General features: G+C 65.7%; 17 protein-coding genes, 2 tRNA genes and 1 pseudogene. 15 read left to right on the plus strand and 5 right to left on the minus strand.

From position 1 onward, the window contains the following. Positions 1 to 467 precede the first annotated feature (467 nt). From ACWEO2_RS26985 to ACWEO2_RS27015, 7 genes are all read left to right on the plus strand, one after another. Positions 468 to 541, plus strand: a tRNA-Gly gene (locus ACWEO2_RS26985). A gap of 44 nt (positions 542 to 585) precedes the next feature. Continuing rightward, positions 586 to 659, plus strand: a tRNA-Pro gene (locus ACWEO2_RS26990). Between the two features lie 110 nt (positions 660 to 769). Further along, positions 770 to 1,123 (plus strand): hypothetical protein, encoded by a 354-nt coding sequence (locus tag ACWEO2_RS26995; RefSeq protein ID WP_452407851.1) that lies wholly within the window; start codon positions 770 to 772, stop codon positions 1,121 to 1,123. A gap of 236 nt (positions 1,124 to 1,359) precedes the next feature. Continuing rightward, complete coding sequence (locus ACWEO2_RS27000; RefSeq protein ID WP_452407852.1) at positions 1,360 to 2,073, plus strand: response regulator transcription factor; 714 nt, start codon at positions 1,360 to 1,362, stop codon at positions 2,071 to 2,073. Beyond that, on the plus strand, positions 2,070 to 3,569 hold the full coding sequence (locus ACWEO2_RS27005; RefSeq protein WP_452407853.1) for a sensor histidine kinase: 1,500 nt from the start codon (positions 2,070 to 2,072) through the stop codon (positions 3,567 to 3,569). Before ACWEO2_RS27000 ends, ACWEO2_RS27005 begins: the two co-directional genes overlap by 4 nt. 54 nt (positions 3,570 to 3,623) lie before the next feature. Further along, positions 3,624 to 3,773, plus strand: a complete 150-nt coding sequence (locus ACWEO2_RS27010) for a hypothetical protein (protein ID WP_452407854.1) — start codon at positions 3,624 to 3,626, stop codon at positions 3,771 to 3,773. 33 nt (positions 3,774 to 3,806) lie between these two features. Then, entirely contained in the window at positions 3,807 to 4,028 is a 222-nt protein-coding gene (locus tag ACWEO2_RS27015; RefSeq protein ID WP_452407855.1) for a hypothetical protein, read from the plus strand. On the opposite strand, the gene ACWEO2_RS27020 is transcribed toward ACWEO2_RS27015, so the two are convergent. Next, positions 4,015 to 4,164 (minus strand): hypothetical protein, encoded by a 150-nt coding sequence (locus ACWEO2_RS27020; RefSeq protein WP_452407856.1) that lies wholly within the window; start codon positions 4,162 to 4,164, stop codon positions 4,015 to 4,017. The two genes, ACWEO2_RS27015 and ACWEO2_RS27020, sit on opposite strands and share 14 nt — an antisense overlap. Before the next feature lie 166 nt (positions 4,165 to 4,330). On the opposite strand from ACWEO2_RS27020, the gene ACWEO2_RS27025 reads away from it, so the two are divergent. Continuing rightward, entirely contained in the window at positions 4,331 to 4,726 is a 396-nt protein-coding gene (locus tag ACWEO2_RS27025) for a DUF1801 domain-containing protein (RefSeq protein WP_452407857.1), read from the plus strand. Positions 4,727 to 4,773: 47 nt separating this feature from the next. Here the strand turns inward: ACWEO2_RS27025 and ACWEO2_RS27030 are convergent. Beyond that, positions 4,774 to 5,409, minus strand: a pseudogene (locus ACWEO2_RS27030) (NAD(P)-dependent oxidoreductase); the annotation flags it as partial. A 116-nt stretch (positions 5,410 to 5,525) separates the two neighbouring features. On the opposite strand from ACWEO2_RS27030, the gene ACWEO2_RS27035 reads away from it, so the two are divergent. Beyond that, positions 5,526 to 6,017, plus strand: a complete 492-nt coding sequence (locus tag ACWEO2_RS27035) for a TetR-like C-terminal domain-containing protein (protein WP_452407875.1) — start codon at positions 5,526 to 5,528, stop codon at positions 6,015 to 6,017. A gap of 393 nt (positions 6,018 to 6,410) precedes the next feature. Here the strand turns inward: ACWEO2_RS27035 and ACWEO2_RS27040 are convergent, their stop codons facing one another. The 3 genes from ACWEO2_RS27040 to ACWEO2_RS27050 are packed head-to-tail and all read right to left on the minus strand — an operon-like array spanning position 6,411 to position 13,402. Continuing rightward, the gene (locus ACWEO2_RS27040; protein ID WP_452407858.1) at positions 6,411 to 8,981 is read right to left on the minus strand and encodes a polynucleotide kinase-phosphatase; all 2,571 of its coding nucleotides are present in this window, start codon (positions 8,979 to 8,981) and stop codon (positions 6,411 to 6,413) included. Further along, positions 8,981 to 10,879: a 3' terminal RNA ribose 2'-O-methyltransferase Hen1 gene (locus ACWEO2_RS27045; protein ID WP_452407859.1), complete on the minus strand. Its 1,899-nt coding sequence runs from the start codon at positions 10,877 to 10,879 to the stop codon at positions 8,981 to 8,983. The genes ACWEO2_RS27040 and ACWEO2_RS27045 overlap by 1 nt, the downstream gene beginning before the upstream one ends. Positions 10,880 to 10,933: 54 nt before the next feature. Next, the gene (locus ACWEO2_RS27050) at positions 10,934 to 13,402 is read right to left on the minus strand and encodes a phosphoketolase family protein (RefSeq protein WP_452407860.1); all 2,469 of its coding nucleotides are present in this window, start codon (positions 13,400 to 13,402) and stop codon (positions 10,934 to 10,936) included. Between the two features lie 276 nt (positions 13,403 to 13,678). On the opposite strand from ACWEO2_RS27050, the gene ACWEO2_RS27055 reads away from it, so the two are divergent. The 6 genes from ACWEO2_RS27055 to ACWEO2_RS27080 all read left to right on the plus strand — a co-directional run bounded on the left by ACWEO2_RS27055 (position 13,679) and on the right by ACWEO2_RS27080 (position 19,715). Continuing rightward, on the plus strand, positions 13,679 to 14,269 hold the full coding sequence (locus tag ACWEO2_RS27055; RefSeq protein WP_354960996.1) for an FKBP-type peptidyl-prolyl cis-trans isomerase: 591 nt from the start codon (positions 13,679 to 13,681) through the stop codon (positions 14,267 to 14,269). A gap of 153 nt (positions 14,270 to 14,422) precedes the next feature. After that, a complete protein-coding gene (gene tig, locus ACWEO2_RS27060) occupies positions 14,423 to 15,799 on the plus strand; it encodes a trigger factor (RefSeq protein ID WP_452407861.1) in 1,377 nt (458 codons plus the stop codon). 200 nt (positions 15,800 to 15,999) lie between these two features. Then, complete coding sequence (locus ACWEO2_RS27065; protein WP_355181154.1) at positions 16,000 to 16,587, plus strand: ATP-dependent Clp protease proteolytic subunit; 588 nt, start codon at positions 16,000 to 16,002, stop codon at positions 16,585 to 16,587. Between the two features lie 45 nt (positions 16,588 to 16,632). Then, positions 16,633 to 17,301 (plus strand): ATP-dependent Clp protease proteolytic subunit, encoded by a 669-nt coding sequence (locus tag ACWEO2_RS27070; RefSeq protein ID WP_452407862.1) that lies wholly within the window; start codon positions 16,633 to 16,635, stop codon positions 17,299 to 17,301. A gap of 429 nt (positions 17,302 to 17,730) precedes the next feature. After that, positions 17,731 to 19,011: an ATP-dependent Clp protease ATP-binding subunit ClpX gene (gene clpX / locus ACWEO2_RS27075; protein WP_063044679.1), complete on the plus strand. Its 1,281-nt coding sequence runs from the start codon at positions 17,731 to 17,733 to the stop codon at positions 19,009 to 19,011. Between the two features lie 269 nt (positions 19,012 to 19,280). Further along, entirely contained in the window at positions 19,281 to 19,715 is a 435-nt protein-coding gene (locus ACWEO2_RS27080) for an STAS domain-containing protein (RefSeq protein ID WP_452407863.1), read from the plus strand. The last annotated feature ends 127 nt before the right edge of the window (positions 19,716 to 19,842 follow it).

Consider the following 19,842-nt stretch of genomic DNA (forward strand, 5'->3'; position numbering starts at 1 on the left):
TGCTACGCGGTTGTGTCCACCTCGCTCGGTGCACGCTCACCGCCCCCTTTCCAGATACCCCCGTCCGGCAAAAAGGATCCTAGCAAGCCACTCGGCACCGAAAAACGCTGTTTTACAACGAGTTCTCGATCCTTGGCGAATGGCGATCGGGTATGTGATCGCTGCCGCGCTTCCGGCGTTACACATGAGTTCTGTTCGCCGGAAAGTCGCGGACCGACACGCCGACGGCGCGCCGAAAGGGGCTGAAATCAGGTGGCTACCGGCCCGTTCATGTCTCGGCGAGAACGGCCGAGCGGCTCGAAGCGATTAGTGATAGCTATGAGCTATTATTGCCGGCTGGGCCGTGGCCTCGCGTCCGTCAACTGTTCACAGTCGTTCGGCGGGGGCGGATTAGCGTTTCCGGCGCTGCATTCGGTACAGTCGGTGCGCACACGACATCGTGGCGATCCCATCGATGTCGTATGCCTGCGGGTGTAGTTCAATGGTAGAACCTCAGCCTTCCAAGCTGATGGTGCGGGTTCGATTCCCGTCACCCGCTCCATGCAGGATTCATCCTCGTCGGCGCTCTCTTTCGCCGCGAGGCCACGGGGTGTAGCGCAGCTTGGTAGCGCATCCGCTTTGGGAGCGGAGGGTCGCAGGTTCAAATCCTGTCACCCCGACTGGAACAGTAGGGAGGGTCGGGGCGGGATAGGGTGGGCCTGAATTCGCCCGGTTGAGCATCGTCGCCGGTCCGAAGTTGTTCGAGAGGGGATCTTGTATGCCAGCGCCGTTGGAGGACCGGGTTACCAACCTCGAGACGCTCATGGCCGCGTTGACGATGCAGCAGGCGGAAGCGAAGGCGAAAGCTGGTTCGCCGACCGACCTCGCCGCGTTGGGCGCGAAGGTTGCGCGCAACCATGACGCGGTTATCGAGGAGATCGGCAGTCTCAGGGCTGAAATCAATGACCGGTTCTCCGGCGTTGACGACCGGTTCTCTGCTGTTGATGATCGGCTCTCCGGCGTTGACGGTCGGCTCTCGGCGATCGATGGCCGGCTCTCGGTAATGGATGACCGGTTCTCTGATGTCGGTTCGAAGTTGGACCGCATCCTGGCGGCCCTTGGCGTCGATCAGGACGGTGTGTAACCGGGCACGTCCGCACGATCATGCCCGGCAGCATCGAAGCGTTGGTTCGGTGGCCGCCGAAGTGTTGCCGGATAGTCTGCTGTGGCGATGCGGGGCGGTAGCTGAGGTCTGAGGGGATCGGGCGGGACATTCGAATCGATGCTCAGCTGTGGTGAATCTGTCGGCTTGCTGTGAGTCATCGGTCCTTGCCGATTCTGGGCGGCATCGGGGCAGGCGGTGCGGCATATTGTGTAGCCGTGCCCGACCGTGACGCGTCACCGGCCGCGAGCGTGCTGGTCGTCGACGATGAGCCGAATATTCTCGACCTGCTCTCCGCCGCGCTGCGGATGAGCGGATTCGACGTGCACACCGCGGCCAGTGGGCTCGAGGCATTGGCCGCGGCGGTGCAGCGGCCACCGGACATCGTGGTGCTGGATGTGATGCTGCCGGATCTGGACGGCTATGCGGTGGCGCGGCGGCTGCGGGAGTCCGGCAACCAGGTGCCGGTGTTGTTCTTGACGTCGCGGGATGCGGTCGAGGATCGGATCGCCGGACTGGCCGCCGGTGGCGACGACTATGTGAGCAAACCGTTCAGTCTCGAAGAGGTCGTGCTGCGGCTGCGCGCGATTCTGCGTCGCACCCAGGGTGCGGAGTCCGACGACAGGGTGCTCAGGTACGCGGATCTGGAGCTGGATGTCGATGCGCATACCGCACACCGTGCCGGCGAAGAGATCTGCTTGTCTGCCACCGAATTCAGCCTGCTGCAGTATCTCGTCGTCAATGCGGAAAAGGTGGTCAGCAAACAGCAGATCATCGATCGGGTGTGGAGTGCGGCGACCGGGCGCGACGCCCGGGTCGTCGAGACCTTCATCAGTCAGCTCCGACGCAAGGTGGATGCCCGGAATCCACCGTTGATCCATACGATTCGCGGTGTCGGCTACACCATCCGGCAGGGCGGCGCGCGCTCGTGACGGCCGGTCGGATCTGGGATCGGCGGCGCCGGTTGACATTGCGCACCCGGCTACTGCTGGTCCTGGTCGCGATCGCCGGGATCGGGATGGCGGCATTCGGGCTGCTCAGCATCGCGATGTTGGATCGTGCGCTGCTCGATCGGGTGGACGAACAGCTGAATCATGTTGCCAGCGATATGACCTCGACCAAGCGACCACCGCCGCCGCCACCGTCGGGTGCACCGGAGTACGAGCAGTTGCCTTCGGACTTTCGGCTCATGTTCTTCGATGTCGCGGGTCGGCCTATCGGCAGGCTCGGTGCGCCGGTCGAGTTGAGCACGGTACCGGCTTTGCCGTCGATGGACGCGGCCTCGGTGCGGGCCAGAGCGAATACCGCTTTCACGGTCGGCGACCAGAAAAGCGATATCCGGTGGCGGGTGCGCACGGTCGTACAGCCAGCGACCGAATGGCAGCCCAATGGCGGCACTGTCGCGATCGCGATGTCGCTGGCAACCACCGAGGCGACCACCGGCAAACTCCGCGCCATCGAGCTCGCGGCGGGCGCAACGCTGCTGATCGCCATTTCGGTGATCGCGGCGGTGCTGGTCCGGCTCGGCCTGCGACCGCTGACCCGGATCGAGCACACGGCCGAGGCGATCGCCGCGGGAGACCTGGATCGCCGTGTCGCACCGACCGATCCGCATACCGAAGTGGGGCGACTCGGCGCCGCATTCAATGTGATGGTCACCCGGTTGTCCTCGGCGCTGCGCCAACTCGCCGATTCCGAACGGCGGATGCGGGCCTTCGTCGCGGATGCCTCCCATGAACTGCGCACCCCGCTGACTTCGGTGCGCGGGTACGCCGAGCTGTATCGGCGCGGCGGCGCGCAGGACGAGGCGGGTGTGCGGGAGATGATGCGCCGGATCGAGGGCGAGGCGATCCGGATGGGCCTGCTCGTCGACGATCTGCTGCTGCTCGCCAAGTTCGACCAGGAACGTGCGCTGGATCTGGCGGAGGTCGACCTGGCGGCGCTCGCGGCGGATGTGGTGCGCGATGCGGTAACCCGGGCGCCGGACCGGGATATCGGACTCGATGGTCCGGACGCGCCGGTCCGGGTGGTCGGTGACGAGCACCGATTGCGGCAGGTCGTGACGAATCTGGTCAATAATGCGTTGGTACACACGCCAGCCGAGGCGTCGGTCACCGTTGCGGTCGGGATCCGAGCCGCGAATACGCTGGTCGATCCGGTGGCTGCCGAGGCGGGCGCGGCACCGCCCGAGGCATCCGAATTCGCCGTGCTCGATGTCCGCGACGACGGACCCGGCATTGCGCCGGAGAACGCACCGCGCATCTTCGACCGCTTCTACCGGGCGGCCGAATCACGTTCGCGCACCGGTGGTTCGGGGCTCGGACTCGCCATTGCCGATGCGATCCTCGGTGCACACGGTGCCCGGATCCAGCTGCTGCGCACGCCCGGCGCGGGCACCACGTTCCGAATCCTCTTCACCGCCATCTGAATCTTCGGCGTGGACATGCATCCGTTGCCTCCGACAGTGCGGTTCGGGGCTCGATTGCCCGAGGAAAGAGGGCTGCTGTGGGCAGATTTCGTGGACACCGCGCTCGCCGTCGGCCGGGCATTGGACATGCTGCAGAAGGTGCTGCTGCTGATCATCTGGGCAGATAAGGCTCGTCGGCGGATTCGCGCGGGTAGGTTAAGTTAATGACTGTTCTGGAGCTGTGTCCCGGAGGGACTCGTGTCCTTGACCCTCGCCCAGCGCGCGACGCTCGGCCTCATCTGCGATACCTTCGCGCCGGGGGACGGGGCTGAGTTGCCGTCCGCGTCGCGCCTGGGCGCCGTCGACGCGGTTGAGCAGTTGCTGGCCCGCAATCCGAGTGCGGCGCAGCGCCGCGCCTTCGAAACCCTGCTGCGCATGTGGAATTCCCGCACGTTCGGGCTCCGGGTCAGTCGGCGATGAGGTGGTTCAGGGAGCGGCCGGTGGCCGGGGCGGTGCCGCGTTCGCGTTGGCGGCGGATGATGTAGCGGCCGGGGGCGATTGCGCTGGCACCGTGTTTCGGGTGGATGAGGTAGGCCCCGACGTGGGTGTCGAGCATGCCGAGGGCCAGGTTGGTGGTGTCGCGGACATCGGTGGTCCGGCGGCAGGTGCCCGGGTCGGCGACCAGGCCGTGCGGATTGCCGCCGGCGCCGCTGCGCAGCAGTTCCAGTCCGGTGGTCGGAATTTCCCGCCAACGCGCCCGGTGATTGTGCTTGGATCGGCGTATGTCCTATCGGAAGGACTCGCGCGTCGACGCCTATATCGACCCGCTACCCGAGTGGCAGCAGGCGATCTGTCACGAGGTTCGCGAGCTGGTGCACGCCGCCGATCCCGAGGTCGTCGAAACCATCAAACGCACCGTGCAGCCGTACTTCGTGCTGGACGGCAATATCTGCGCACTGCTCGCGGCGAAGACGCACGTGAATGTGTTCCTGTACGACGGCGGCATCGTGCCCGATCCCGAGGGCATCATCACCGGCGGTCACGAGAACAAGACCGGCCGCACCGTGGCTATCCATGACGGTGAAAAGCTCAATGCCCCAGCACTTCTCGCGATGTTCGAACAGATCATCGCGAACAATCGGGCGGGCGGCTGGCGCAAGTTGAAGCGCGAAAGCTGAAGCCGCGCACCGGCCGCCGTTCGGACGGCCGGTGCGCAGGTGTGCTGCTAGTAGCCGATGGTGAAGCGGCGCTGGATGAATCGCGGCAGCTCGACTTCGTCGAGCAGGGCGACGGCGGCGTCCTCGATCGAGATGCGGCTGCGGCCGTCGGTATCGCGGACCGGCTGGTCGCCGCCGATCCGGTAGCGGCCGGTGCGTTCGCCGGGGGCGATCAGTTCGGCCGGGCTGAGGTAGGTCCAGAGCCGGTTCGAGGTGCGCAGGACATCGAGGGCGGCGCGATGGCCGCGCACCGCGGCGGCATATTCGCGGGGTAGACCCAGGTCATCGAGGGTGTCCGTGAGGCGCTGGTCGTCATCGGCGGTGACGCGGCCCGGCTCGTACTCCAGGCTGCCCGCGCCGCCGACCACGATCAGACGGGTTCGCGGATGTGTGTCGAGTGCGCTCAGGAGCGAGCGTGCGGCGCTCCCGTAAACCGTCGGGTCGGCGATCGACTGGGCGACGGTGCCAGGGAAATCCGTTGCGGCATTTCCTGGTTGGTAGCAGCTGATGAGGACGTCCATGCCGGGCAGTGCCGCGGCGATGGCCGCGCTGTCGAAGACGTCGAGGCTCTGCCAGGTGACATTCGGCTGTTTATCTGCGATTCGACTCGCGTCCCTGGTGAACGCGGTGACGTGGTGGCCGCGGGCGACGGCCTCGTGACGACCTGGTCACCGCCCTGATCAACGATGTCTACTCCGACCTCGCCGACGCGGTCGAAGCCGCCCGCGACGCGCGCCCCGCGACCGACGCCTCCGGCCGAATCTTCGCTTGGGCCTGCGCATTTCGCGATTGGTCCCTGGCGAACTCGCCCGGCTTCCGCCTCATCTACGGTGATCCGGTGCCCAACTACCGGCCCCCGGAAGGCGGCGCGGCCCCCGACGCGGAGCACCGCGTATGCGCCGGCCTCACCGGCTTGGCCGCAGGCGCCTGGCCACACGCCGAAAAGCACTACGCCGATAACGGTTTCGAGTGGTCCGACTTCGACCCGAAACTCGTCGGCGAGGTAAAAACGGAATTCCCAAACCTCCCCCCAGCCGCAGTAGCCATCGCCCTACGCATCTGGGGCCACCTGCACGGCCTGGTCTCCCTGGAAATCCTCGGCCACCTACGCTCCCAAACCACCCACCCCGCCAAGCTCTACCACAACGAAATCCGCCACCTGATCCGCTCCCTCGGCCTAAACCCCCCACCCCCTAACCTCGCCCCCACGCACCCGCTTGGACAAGCGATCACCATGCGCTCACGCAGGTAAACATCGAGAGTGCACCTGCATCAGCGCATTCTCGGCGGATGACCGGTGTGTTTTGGGTGCGGATTGGTGGTTGGGCGGAGTGGCTGTTCGGTGCCATTTTGGCGATGCGGGGGGTGGGTTCTGGACGCAGCAGACGGCGGTGGCCGGTCAGGGGGTCATTGGCGATGGCGCTGTACGTCGTGGCCAGGGCGGTGGATACGCCGTTCCGGCCGGGCGTCATCGCATCGTAGGGGCGGATGCCGAGGGGCATATCGGCCCGGCCGTCACAGACCGCGCCGCGAGCAGAGTCGACAAGTGAGGCAATTTCTCGGCCAGATCCACCTGGTCTGCCATGCCTTCCGGCAGGAGGTTGCACGCCGGTCATCCGATCGGCGCGCGTGCAATCGCGGCTTGTTAGAGGCGCGGGTCGACCGGCTCGGACTCGAGTGCGAGGACCGCGAACACGGCCTCGTGCACGCGCCAGAGTGGTTCACCCGTGACGAAACGGTCGAGTGCCTCCAGTCCCAATGCATACTCCCGCAGTGCCATTGAGCGTTTGCGGCCGAGGCTGCGGGTGCGCAGTCGGCGCAAGTTGTTGTCACGCAGGTACTCTGGGCCATAGATGATCCGAAGATATTCGGGGCCACGGCATTTCATGCCCGGTTGCACCAGCCGATCACCGTCGCCGCGGACCATCGCGTCGTACGGCTTCACCACCATGCCCTCGCCGCCTGCCGTGGTCAGTTCGATCCACCAGGAAGTGGCGGTGGCCGCGCTGGCCGGATCGGTCAAATCGACGACCATCCGGCCGGTCGGGGTGAACAGCTCGGCGTCGGCGGCCACCAGGCGGTCGATCTGCGACAGGTGCCAATCATGGTCGCGCACTGCGTAATTGACGCCCGAACCGGCCAGGATCTGGAACGGTGCGATTCGTAGTCCGGCCAGGCCATCGACCGACCAGCAGTAGCGGCCATAGGCGGCGGTGAAGGCCGCCGCGTCGGTTTTGCGTGCCATGGTGCGGTCCGCGAGATCGGCGACATCCAGGCCGCGGGCGGTGACGGCGGCCAGCAGATCGGTCGCCGTATCGAGTGCGGCGCGCGCCGCCGCGCCGACGGCGGCGTACTGATTGCGCAGCAGGCCAACGGCTTTGGCCGACCACGGCATCACCTCGGCATCCAGCAGCAGCCAATCGGTGTGCAATTCCTCGAACAGGCTCGCGGATTCGGCTGCGGCACGCACTCGCGTGAGCAGTTCCTCGGTCTGCGCCGTGTCATCGAAGAACGGGCGTCCGGTGCGGGTATAGAGCGCACCGGTGCTGCCGTCGTCGACGCCGAACCGGTCGGCCGCGGTCCGCGCCGAACGTGTCACCAGCACGATTGCGCGCGAACCCATGTGCTTCTCCTCGCACACCACGTGCCGCACGCCCTCGGACCGGTAGTAGTCGAAGGCCTCGGCAGGATGTTCGAGGTAGCCGTCCAGCTGGGTGGTCGCACACGGTGCCATGGTCGGGGGCAGGTACACCAGCCACCGCGGATCGATCGCGAAGCGGCTCATCACCTCCAATGCGGCCCCGGCGTTCTCCTCCTGCACACCGACGCGGCCGTGCTGGCGGGTTTCCACCACCCGGCGACCCATGACATCGTCCAGGTCGAGTACGCCCGGATCGCGGTGCACGACACCGCCGGGTGTCGCGATGGTGGTGGCCGCCAGCGGCCGCACCGGCTCGTACCAAACCCGCTCGGCCGGAACCGAAACCGGTACGCGCTCCGGATAGCGCAGGGCCGAGAGCTTGCCGCCGAAGACGACGCCGGTATCCAGGCACAGGGTGTTGTTCACCCAGCGCAGGTCGGTCACCGGCGTGTGGCCGTACAACACAGTGGCACGGCCACGGTAGTCCTCGGCCCACGGATAACGCACCGGAAGGCCGTATTCATCGGTCTCCCCGGTGGATTCGCCGTACATGGCGAAGGCGCGAACCCGCCCGGACGCACGCCCGTGGTACTCCTCTTTGAGTCCGGCATGCGCGACCACCAACCGGCCGCCGTCGAGTACGTAGTGGCTGATCAGACCGCGGCAGAAGTCCAGCGCCGCCTTGCGGAAGTCCTCGTCCTCGGCCGCTAACTGGGCCAGCGATTCCGCGAGCCCGTGTGCGATGCGCACCTTCTTGCCATCGAGCGCACGCACCAGCTTGTTCTCATGATTTCCGGTGACGCACAGCGCCGTTCCCGCGCGCACCATGCCCATGACGAGTCGCAACACGCCGGGGGTATCCGGCCCACGATCGACCAGATCGCCGACGAATACCGCGGTGCGTCCGGCCGGGTGACTCGCGCCGACCGCACGTCCCGCATCGTCGCGCGCCAGCTGGTAGCCGAGTTCCCCGAGCAGCGTCTCCAATTCGGTGCGGCAGCCGTGCACATCGCCGATCACGTCGAACGGTCCGGTGCGGTCACGCCTGTCGTTCCACGCCTTTTCGTCGACAATGGTGGCGGACTCGATCTCCTCGGCTCCGCGCAGTATGTAGACCTTCCGGAAGCCCTCGCGTTCCAGACCGCGCAGACCTCGGCGCAGTTCGCGCTGTTGTCTGGTGACCACGTGCCGGGCCAGGTGTGACCGGTCGGGGCGTAGCGCATTGCGTTCGAAGCACACGTCGTCGGCGACGTCGAGCACGATCGCCACCGGCAGCACATCGTGCGCCCGCGCCACCGCGATCAGTTCCTGACGCGCCTTGGGCTGCACATTGGTGGCATCGATAACGGTGCGCAGTCCGCGCCGCAGTCGGATACCGGCGATATGGTGCAGCAGTGCGAAGGCATCCGGCGTCGCGGACTGATCGTTCTCGTCATCGCTGACGACGCCGCGACAGGCGTCCGACGAAACGATTGCGGTGTGCCGAAAGTGTTTGTGCGCGAATGTCGATTTCCCGGAGCCGGTGCTACCGATCAGCACGACAAGTGAGAGCTCCGGGACCGCCAGTTCGGTCATCACGCCGCTCCTCTCGTTGTATCGTCGGACGTCGCGGCCCTGGTGAACAGCGCCAGCTGCGTGGGCGGGCCGAATTCGGGATGTTCGACACCGACGGGCTCGAATCGCACCGCGTACCCGTACCGTGCGGCCACGCGGGATGCCCAGTCCGCGAATTCCGCACGGGTCCATTCGAACCGGTGATCGGAATGCCGGAACTTGCCCGCCGGAAGTGTTTCGTATACCACGTTGTGCTCCGCGTTCGGCGTTGTCACGATTACCGAACCCGGTGTAGCCGAGCCGAATACGGCATATTCGAGGGCGGCCAGCCGTGGCTCGTCGATATGCTCGACGACCTCCATCAGCACCGCCGCGTCATACCCGTGCAGTCGCGCATCGGTATACGTCAGCGCCCCCTGGAGCAATGTCAACCGCCGCGCCACCCGCTCCGGCATCCGATCCAGCCGCAACCGCCGCTTGGTGATATTCAGTGCCCGCATCGATACGTCTACCCCGACAACGTCGGTAAAAGCCTTGTCCGCCAACAATTCCCGCAATAGTGCCCCCTCCCCGCAGCCGAGATCGAGCACCCGATGCGCCCCGACCTCCCGCAGCGCGGCCAATACCGCGGCCCGCCGCATAACCGCCAGCGACGGCGTACGCTCGTCGCTCCCTATCGCGGTGCCCGCTATCTCCACAGCCTCCGTCGATGTTGGCTGTTCCGCCACGTCCTTGGTGGATGTGGGCTGTGCTGCTGCGTTCTCGGTGGATGCGGGGTGTGCCATCGCGTCCTCGATCGGCGTGGACTGTGCAACCGCGTTCTCGGTGGATGCGGGCTGTGCAATCGCGTCCTCGATCGGCGTGGACTGTGCTACCGCGTCTTCGGTGGACGCGCGCTGTGTCACTGCGGCGTCGATCGACATGGCATCCTCGGTCGCCGGGAACACGTCGCGCCCGGCATTGTCGAACACATCCTCGGACTCGGAGCTCGCCCCTTCGGTAGATACCGCGAAAACTACAGGCGCAGTGCCGGTTTCAACGGATTCACCCGACCGGTCCGCCGATGCTCCGCCACTGTTCACATCGTCGGACACGATCGTGTCGTCGGCTGTCTCCAGCGCCTCGTCGAAACCTTCCTCGACCGCATCGAGCTCCTCCGGCTCCACATCGTCGACCTCGGCGAGCCGCGCCAGCGCGGTGCGCACCAGCGACTGGCGTCGAGCCAGGTAGCGCCGCGTGATCCAGGCGCGTTCCGGATGGTCGGCGAGCCAGCCGGCACCCGCGCGGATGAGCTTGTCGACCTCGTCGGCGGCCAGCCAGTAATGCTTGGCGCCATCGAGCACCGGCAGTAGGACGTACAGGTGCGTGAGTGCGTCGGCCAGGCGGATGGTGCCGGTGAGCTCCAATCGCACGTAATGCGAATCGCCCCATTCCGGGAAGGCCGGATCGAGGGGGAGTGGTTCGGCGATCACGCTCCAGCCCAGCGGCGCGAAGACCCGCTCGGCCGCCTCCGGTCCGCCCTTGCACGGCACCGCGGGCAAGGCCATCCGGAGCGGCAGCGCGGTGCGCACCAATTCGGGTCGCTGGTCGCAGCGGCCGTGCAAGGCGGTGCGGAATACCGCGCCGAGTGCGACCGACAGCAGTGACGACGCCGCGTAGGGCCGGTCGTTGACATACTGGCCGAGGCTGAAATCCGGTGTGCTGCGGGAACGCCCGCGCACCAACCGAATCGGATCGATCTCCAACAGCAGCGCCGCCGTGCATCGGGCGGCGGTGGCCTCCGGATACACGATATGCGCGGTGCCGTAGGACTGCTCGAACGCCTGCACCCGGTCAGGATTCTTGTGCAGCAAGAAGCCCAGATCGGTCGCGGGCCAAGCCGCGCCCTCCGGCGGTGTGCAGGTGATCGTCAACAGCATCTTGCGATCGTCGCCGAGCCGCAGACCGCACGCAAGGAGGTTTCGGTGAGCTGATCAGAGACTGACGTCCGGCCAGGTCCAGTTGGCGACGGCCGGGATGTCCTCGCCGTGTTCGCGAGTCCACGCGCGAGCATTCCAGCGGGCGTCGACCATTTCCTGCCGCAGCCCGGCCGCCTGCTCTCGCAGCGTCGGCACCCGGTCGATGACGTCCATCACCAAGTGGTACCGGTCCAGGTTGTTGAGCATGACCATATCGAAAGGTGTTGTGGTGGTTCCCTTTTCGATGTATCCGCGCACGTGCATGTCGCCGTGGTTGGTGCGGCGGTAGGTCAGGCGGTGGATCAGCCACGGATATCCGTGGAACGCGAAGATCACCGGACGGTCCCGCGTGAACAGTGCGTCGAACTCACTGTCGGACAGTCCATGTGGATGTTCGTCCGCGGGTTGCAGTCGCATCAGGTCGACCACATTCACCACCCGGATACGCAGTTGCGGCAGCCGCGCACGCAGAATCGCCACCGCCGCAAGCGTTTCCAACGTCGGTATATCGCCAGCACAGGCGAGTACGACATCGGGGGAGGTGCCAGGATCGTCGTGCTGTCCGGCCCACTCCCAGATTCCGGCACCGCGCGCACAGTGCACCGCGGCATCGGAAACCGAGAGCCAGTCGGCCTGTGGCTGTTTCCCCGCGACCACCACATTGACGTAATGCCGCGAGCGCAGACAGTGGTCGTAGGTCGACAGCAGCGTATTCGCGTCCGGCGGCAGATACACCCGCACGATCGAGGGCTTCTTGTTCAGCACCACATCCAGGAATCCGGGATCCTGATGGGTGAAACCATTGTGGTCCTGGCGCCAAACATGTGACGACAATAGGTAATTCAGGCTCGCGATGGGCTGCCGCCATGGGACCGCCGCACTCGCGTCCAGCCATTTGGCGTGCTGATTGAACATCGCGTCGACAATGTGGATGAATGCCTCGTAGCAGGTGAAAACCCCGTGTCTGCCGGTCAGCAGATAGCCCTCGAGCAGTCCCTGGCACATATGCTCGGAGAGCACCTCGATAACCCGCCCGCCCCGGTCCAGGGCCACATCGAATTCGCCGATTTCGGCCTGCCAGTCGCGCCCGGTTACCTCCAGAATGTCCTGCAGCCGATTGCTGGCCAGCTCGTCGGGGGCGAAGGTGAGGAAGTTATCGGTATTGCGTGCGGTGACATCGCGCAGCCAGCCGCCGAGCACCCGGGTCGCCTCGTGCTGCGTCGCACCCGGCTCCGGTACCTCGACGCCATAGGAACGCCAATCCGGCAAGCGCAGGTCTCGAACGAGCCTGCCCCCGTTGGCAATTGGATTCGCGCTCAGCCGCCGATCACCATCGGGCACCAGCTCGAGCAGTGCCGGAACCGGCCTGCCCGACTCATCGAACAGCTGCTCCGGCCGATAGGCCCGCAACCACTGCTCGAGCACCGCGCGGTGCCGGTCATCGGTGCGCGCGGCCGCCAGTGGCACCTGATGTGCGCGGAATGTGCCCTCGACCTGATCGCCGTCGACCACCGGCGGACAGGTCCACCCCTTCGGCGTGCGCAGCACGATCATCGGCCAGATCGGGCGCACCCCATCGGTTCCCGCGCGGGCGATGTGCTGAATCTCCGCGATGCGATCCAGACAGGCGTCAACGGCGATCGCCATCTCCTGGTGGACCCGCGCCGGGTCGCTGCCCGCGACGACGATCGGCTCGTAGCCGTATCCGCGCAGCAGGGTCAGCAATTCCGACTCCGGAATGCGCGCCAGGATGGTCGGATTGGCGATCTTGTACTGATTCAACGCGAGAATCGGCAGCACCGCCCCGTCGCGCACCGGGTTGAGGAATTTGTTGGCATGCCAGCTCGTCGCGAGCGGCCCGGTCTCCGCCTCGCCGTCGCCGACCACGCAGAACACCGTCAGATCCGGATTGTCGAGCGCCGCCCCGAATGCGTGCAGCAGCGAATAGCCGAGCTCACCGCCCTCGTGGAAGGAACCAGGTGTTTCCGGCGCACAGTGACTCGGCACGCCACCGGGGAAGGAGAACTGTGCAAACAGCGCGCCCATCCCGGTTTCATCCTGCGGTACATGGCTGTAGAGCTCCGAATACGTCCCCTCCAGCCATGCGCATGCATTCGGCCCCGGCCCGCCGTGCCCGGGACCGGCCACGAAGACGGCATTCAGATCGCGCTGGCGGATCGCCCGATTCGCATGCACCCAGACCAGGTTCAGGCCGGGCACGGTGCCGAAATGGCCGAGCAGCCGCGGCTTGATGTGTTCGGCGCGCAGCGGTTCGCGCAGCAGCGGATTGCGCATGAGATAGATCTGGCCGACCGCGAGATAGTTCGCGGCACGCCACCACGCGTCGATCGATTCCAGCTCCGTATGTCCAAGGGGGCCGGAAACCTCCCCGAGCCGATACGGCTGTGGTGCGACGGTGGCACCGCCACTGCTGGCGACATTGTCGGCCGAGGTATCGCCCCCGACACTGGCCATCTGCGTCATACGCCGACTCTCCTCACACTCGGGCATCGCAAGCGGCACCTCGATGGACCGCCTGTCACGGGTCCTGCACGGTTGCCGACGTCGATCGATAACGCCGGATGGAGAATTCACCGCCAGCCTACCCACGCGGGGCCCCGCGCCGATCGGTTCTCACCGTCCCGCGTCGGGGGTCGGCCCGTCTCGTGCCGGAGGTCACCCGATCCGGTGCCATCGGTCCTCGCCCTATCGAAAGGGCGGCTCGGGTGAGGCGATGCGGGGTGGATTATGGTCCGCCACATGCAAACACTGCGCAGGATCATCGGTATCGGCACCATCGCCGCCGCGACATTCGCGCTGGCCGCCTGTGGCTCGGACAATGACAAAGGCTCGACGGCCACGTCGTCGGCGACAGCCTCATCGCCCGCCAAGGCGTCGGCGCAGCCCACCTTCGGCCAGCTGCCCGCGCAGCCCACCGGAGCCGAATGCACCGCCGATGACATCGTGGTGGTCGGCGGTTTCGGCGCCACTCCGAAGATCACCATCCCCGACACCTGCACCGCGCCGACCCAACTCGTCGTCAAGGATCTGGTCGCGGGCAGCGGTCCGGGTGCGGTCGCCGGTCAGCCCCTCACCATGAACTACACGCTGATCACCTGGTCGGATAAGAAGAAGCTGGACAGCTCGTTCGACCGCGGCAAGCCGTTCCAGCTCACGCTGGGCGCCGGACAGGTCATTCCGGGCTGGGAGCAGGGCCTGGTCGGTGTGCAGGCGGGCGCGCGGCGGCTGCTGATCATCCCGCCGAACCTCGGCTACGGCGCAGGTGGCAATGGCATCAAGCCCAACGAGACGCTGGTCTTCGTCACCGACGCGGTCGCGGTCGGCAAATGACGACGGCGCGGGGTGCTCGGCGGTGGTGCTGCCTGCAGCCCGCCGCGACCGGTCAACTAACCTGGTCGAGATGCGCACGTTAACTCGTGCGGCGATTTCGCTCGTGATTACCCCTAGCAAGTCGACCAGAACCAACGAACAAGGAGCATGTCCGTGAAGAGCACCGTCGAGCAGCTGAGCCCGACCCGGGTCCGGATCAACGTCGAGGTGCCTTTCGAGGAGCTGAAGCCGGACTTCGACAAGGCCTACAAGGCGCTGGCCAACCAGGTCCGCATCCCCGGCTTCCGTCCGGGCAAGGCCCCGGCCAAGCTCATCGAGGCCCGCCTGGGCCGCGGCGCGATCCTGGAGCAGGTCGTCAACGACGTGCTGCCCGGCCGCTACAGCGAGGCCGTCACCACCTCCGAGGTCAAGGTCATCGGCCAGCCCGAGATCGAGATCACCAAGATCGAGGACGGCCAGGAGCTGGCGTTCACCGCCGAGGTCGACGTGCGCCCCGAGATCACCCTGCCCGCCTACGACGGCATCGAGGTGACCGTCGATTCGTTCACCATCGGTGACGAGGACATCGAGGAGCAGCTGCAGTCGCTGCGCCAGCGCTTCGGCACCCTGACCGGTGTCGAGCGTCCGGTCCAGAACGGCGACTTCGTCTCCATCGATCTCTCGGCCACCGTCGACGGCGAGGACGTGCCCGAGGCGGCCACCACCGGCCTGTCTCACGAGGTCGGCTCCGGTCAGCTGATCGAGGGCCTGGACGAGGCGCTGATCGGCCTTTCGGTCGACGAGTCCAAGGAGTTCACCTCGACCCTGGTCGCCGGTGAGCATGCGGGCAAGGAGGCGGTCATCACCGTCACCGTGCGCTCGGTCAAGGAGCGCGAGCTGCCCGAGGCCGATGACGACTTCGCCCAGCTCGCCAGCGAATTCGACACCCTCGACGAGCTGAAGGAAGACCTGCGCAACCGGGTCGAGCGGGTCAAGAAGGTCGAGCAGGCCGGTCAGATCCGCGACAAGGTGCTCGAGACCCTGCTCGAGCAGGTCGAGGTGCCGCTGCCCGAGGCGGTCGTGCAGGCCGAGATCGACGCTGTGCTGCACGATGCGGTGCACGGCTTCGACCACGACGAGGCCAAGCTGGCCGAGGCGCTCGAGGCCCAGGGTTCCAGCCGCGAGGAGTTCGACAAGGACACCAAGGAGTCCGCCGAGAAGTCGGTGAAGACCCAGCTGCTGCTGGACGCCATCGCCGAGGCGGACAACACCCAGGTCGGCCAGGAGGAGCTCACCGAGCGGATCCTGTTCCAGGCGCAGCGCTACGGTCTGTCGCCCGAGCAGTTCATCCAGCAGGTACAGCAGGCGGGTCAGCTCGGCGCGGTCTTCGCCGACGTCCGCCGCGGCAAGGCGCTGGCCGGTGTGGTCGGCAAGGTGAAGGTCACCGACTCCGAGGGCAACACCGTGGACACCGCCGAAATGTTCGGTGCCCCTGAGGGTTCCACCGATGCGGCAGAGTCCGACGAGGCCGCCGCGGCGAGTGCCGAATAACTTCATGAAGTGCCAGCGTGATGACGCCCCGGATGGGTGCGTTATTGCGCTGTGAGCGAAGATGGGCGGTACCGGGAGTTCGGTGCCGCCCTGCTTCGTTAATGTTTGTGACAAGCGAACCAGAGATGGCTGTTCGGCCTCAGCAACGAGCCGGTGAGAGAAGGCAGGTATCCGTGACAATGAACAAGGCAGGGGTCGTCATGAGTTCCCCCACTGCTGGTCTCAACCTCAGTGATTCGGTATACGAGCGTCTGCTGCGTTCGCGCATCATCTTCCTTGGCACCCAGGTCGACGACGACATCGCCAACAAGGTGTGCGCGCAGATCCTGCTACTGTCGGCGGAGGATCCGACCAAGGACATCGCGCTCTACATCAACTCGCCAGGTGGTTCGGTCACCGCGGGTATGGCCATCTACGACACGATGCAGTTCTCCGAGTGCGATATCGCCACCTACGGCATGGGCCTGGCCGCATCGATGGGTCAGTTCCTGCTCACCGCCGGCACCAAGGGCAAGCGGTTCGCCTTGCCGCATGCGCGCATCATGATGCACCAGCCCTCGGCGGGCATCGGTGGTTCCGCGGCCGATATCGCGATTATGGCCGAGCAGTTCGCGCACACCAAGCGCGAGCTCAACGAGCTGCAGGCGCTGCACACCGGCAAGTCGATCGAGCAGGTCACTGCCGACGCCGACCGGGACCGCTGGTTCACCGCGGCGCAGGCGCTGGAATACGGCTTCATCGACCGCGTTATCACCCACGCGGCGCAGGCGAACGGCGCGGGTAACTAACTGAACACGCAGATCCGTTCCCCCTCAACGACTTTGGAGACGAAGATGGTCAATCAGTTCGACCCGCGCGCCGGTCTCGGCGGCACCGCTGCGGCGAGCCCGCAGTCGCGCTACATCCTGCCCTCGTTCATCGAGCACTCCAGCTTCGGTGTCAAGGAGTCCAACCCGTACAACAAGCTGTTCGAGGAGCGCATCATCTTCCTCGGCGTGCAGGTCGACGACGCCTCGGCCAACGACATCATGGCGCAGCTGCTGGTGCTGGAGTCGCTGGATCCCGACCGCGACATCACCATGTACATCAACTCGCCCGGTGGCTCGTTCACCTCGCTGATGGCGATCTACGACACCATGCAGTACGTGCGTGCCGATGTCGCCACCGTCTGCCTCGGTCAGGCCGCTTCGGCCGCCGCCGTGCTGCTCGCCGCCGGTACCCCCGGCAAGCGGGCCTGCCTTCCCAACGCCCGGGTCCTCATCCACCAGCCCTCGCTGGAGGGCGGTATCCAGGGGCAGGTTTCGGACCTGGAGATCCAGGCCGCCGAGATCGAGCGCATGCGTCGCCTGATGGAGACCACGCTGGCGCGGCACACCGGTAAGGATGCGGACACCATCCGCAAGGACACCGACCGCGACAAGATCCTGACGGCCGAGGAGGCCAAGGAATACGGGATCATCGATACGGTGTTCGACTACCGCAAGCTCAGCGCCCAGAAGTAAGAAGCCGCGCCGGATGGCGTGGTGTGCTGATCGCTCGTAAGTTGCTCAATATCAGGATATTCCGGCCGGGACAGGTGCCACTCGGCATGTGGCCCGGCCGGACTGCTTCAGGAAAGTCGATCGGCCGGAACGGTGTCCGGCAGAAGGCATTCCGGGGCGGGCGGCCAGGCGTGTCGAATGGCCGTCGATCGGGGTGAACGTGTTCCATAGTGGTAAGAACTCGTAGAACCCCGGCGAGAAACATGCTCGAGTTATCGACCTCCGTCGCGCACACCGGGTACGGTCGACCTAGGGACCTTTGCTCCCGGTTGACGGCAGTGCTCGAACGTCGGATTCGCTCGAGGTGTTCGTGATTACACCCGAGGGTGGCGGATTGCTGGCAACCTGGATAGACGGTTGCAGGCGGACAAGGAAGTAGGGACCCACGAGATGGCGCGCATCGGAGATGGCGGCGATCTGCTGAAATGCTCGTTCTGCGGAAAGAGCCAGAAGCAGGTCAAGAAGCTCATTGCGGGACCAGGGGTGTACATCTGCGACGAGTGCATCGATCTATGCAACGAGATCATCGAGGAAGAGCTGGCCGAGTCCAGCGAGGTCAAACTCGATGAGCTGCCCAAGCCCGCCGAGATCCGGGATTTCCTCGAGAACTACGTCATCGGGCAGGACACCGCCAAGCGCACGCTCGCCGTCGCCGTCTACAACCACTACAAGCGCATCCAGGCGGGCGATAAGGGGCGTGACAGCCGGGGCGAGACCGTCGAGCTGGCCAAGTCGAACATTCTCATGCTCGGCCCCACCGGCTGCGGTAAGACCTATCTGGCGCAGACGCTGGCCAAGATGCTCAATGTCCCGTTCGCCATTGCCGACGCCACGGCGCTGACCGAGGCCGGATACGTCGGTGAGGATGTCGAGAACATCCTGCTGAAGCTGATCCAGGCCGCGGACTACGACGTGAAGCGGGCCGAGACCGGCATCATCTACATCGATGAGGTCGACAAGATCGCGCGCAAGAGCGAGAACCCGTCGATCACCCGCGATGTCTCCGGTGAGGGTGTACAGCAGGCGCTGCTGAAGATCCTGGAGGGCACGCAGGCCAGCGTGCCGCCGCAGGGCGGGCGCAAGCATCCGCACCAGGAATTCATCCAGATCGACACCACCAACGTGCTTTTCATCGTGGCTGGCGCGTTCGCCGGGCTGGAGAAGATCATCTCCGATCGCACCGGTCACCGCGGTATCGGCTTCGGTGCCGAGGTGCGTTCCAAGGCCGAGATCGATACCGATGACCACTTCGCCGAGGTGATGCCCGAGGATCTGATCAAGTTCGGTCTGATCCCGGAATTCATCGGCCGTCTGCCCGTCGTCGCCTCGGTGACGAACCTGGACAAGGATTCGCTGGTCAAGATTCTCTCCGAGCCGAAGAACGCGCTGGTGAAGCAGTACGTGCGGCTCTTCGAGATGGACGGCGTCGACCTCGAGTTCACCGATGACGCGCTCGAGGCGATCGCCGATCAGGCGATCCTGCGCGGCACCGGCGCCCGTGGCCTGCGCGCCATCATGGAGGAGGTCCTGCAGCTGGCGATGTTCGATATCCCCAGCCGCGATGACGTCGCCAAGGTGGTCGTCAACGCCGATACCGTCAACGACAACGTGCTGCCGACCATCGTGCCGCGCAAGGCGCAGCGTGCGGAGCGCCGGGAGAAGTCGGCGTAGACACGACGCGGACCGGGTCGGACGAATGCAACCGCAACCTCCGGTTGCTTCCGGCTGGCCCGGGTTCGCTGCTCGCCGCCGCTAGTACTGCCACCACGTGATATGACGGCGGTCGCACTCGGGCCAACTCGATGTGTACGGAGCTTTCGGTTTGGGTACTCATAGGTCACGGTTGAGTAACCAGCCCAGTCTTGGTCCATAGTTGGATCGGGCGAAAAGATCCCGCCTGCAAGGTTTTTGGTGGCGGGTGCGACGGACTGAGGTCCCTCATGCCGATAGTTTCAGTTTCCTCGGATGACAGCACGGCTGCCGTGCGCGAATCCGGACAAACCACCGAACGTCTGTCCATCGTGGTCTTACCGCCGATGGATTCGATCACATTGTGCGCGGTGGGCGGTGAAGTGGATTATCTGACGGCCGATACTCTTCGCCGGTCCCTGGTCGGGGCCCTGCCCACGGCGGGTGCGGTGGTGGTCATCGACCTGTCGCAGGTAACGTTCTTCGGCGTTGCTGGGCTCCGGGTTCTGATGGACGCCCGATCCTGGTGCGCCCGCAGCGGCCGACGACTTCAGTTGATCACCGGTCCGCGCTGCGTGGACCGGCTGCTCGAGGTGGCGGGTCATGCGGCGGTGTTCGATATCGTGCCGAGCCTCGCCGCGGTTGCGCGGGCGACGGCGTCCGAGGTGGCGCGCGCGAGCGCCTGATAGCGAAAACGCGGGTGCGGCAGTCGAATTCGACTGCCGCACCCCCCGACAGGTAGGCCACATAAAAAAAACTAATAGGAAGATCACACCTCGTAAATAACGAAACAAAACAGCACAAATCTGTTGT

The organism is Nocardia sp. NPDC004278, assembly GCF_053602975.1.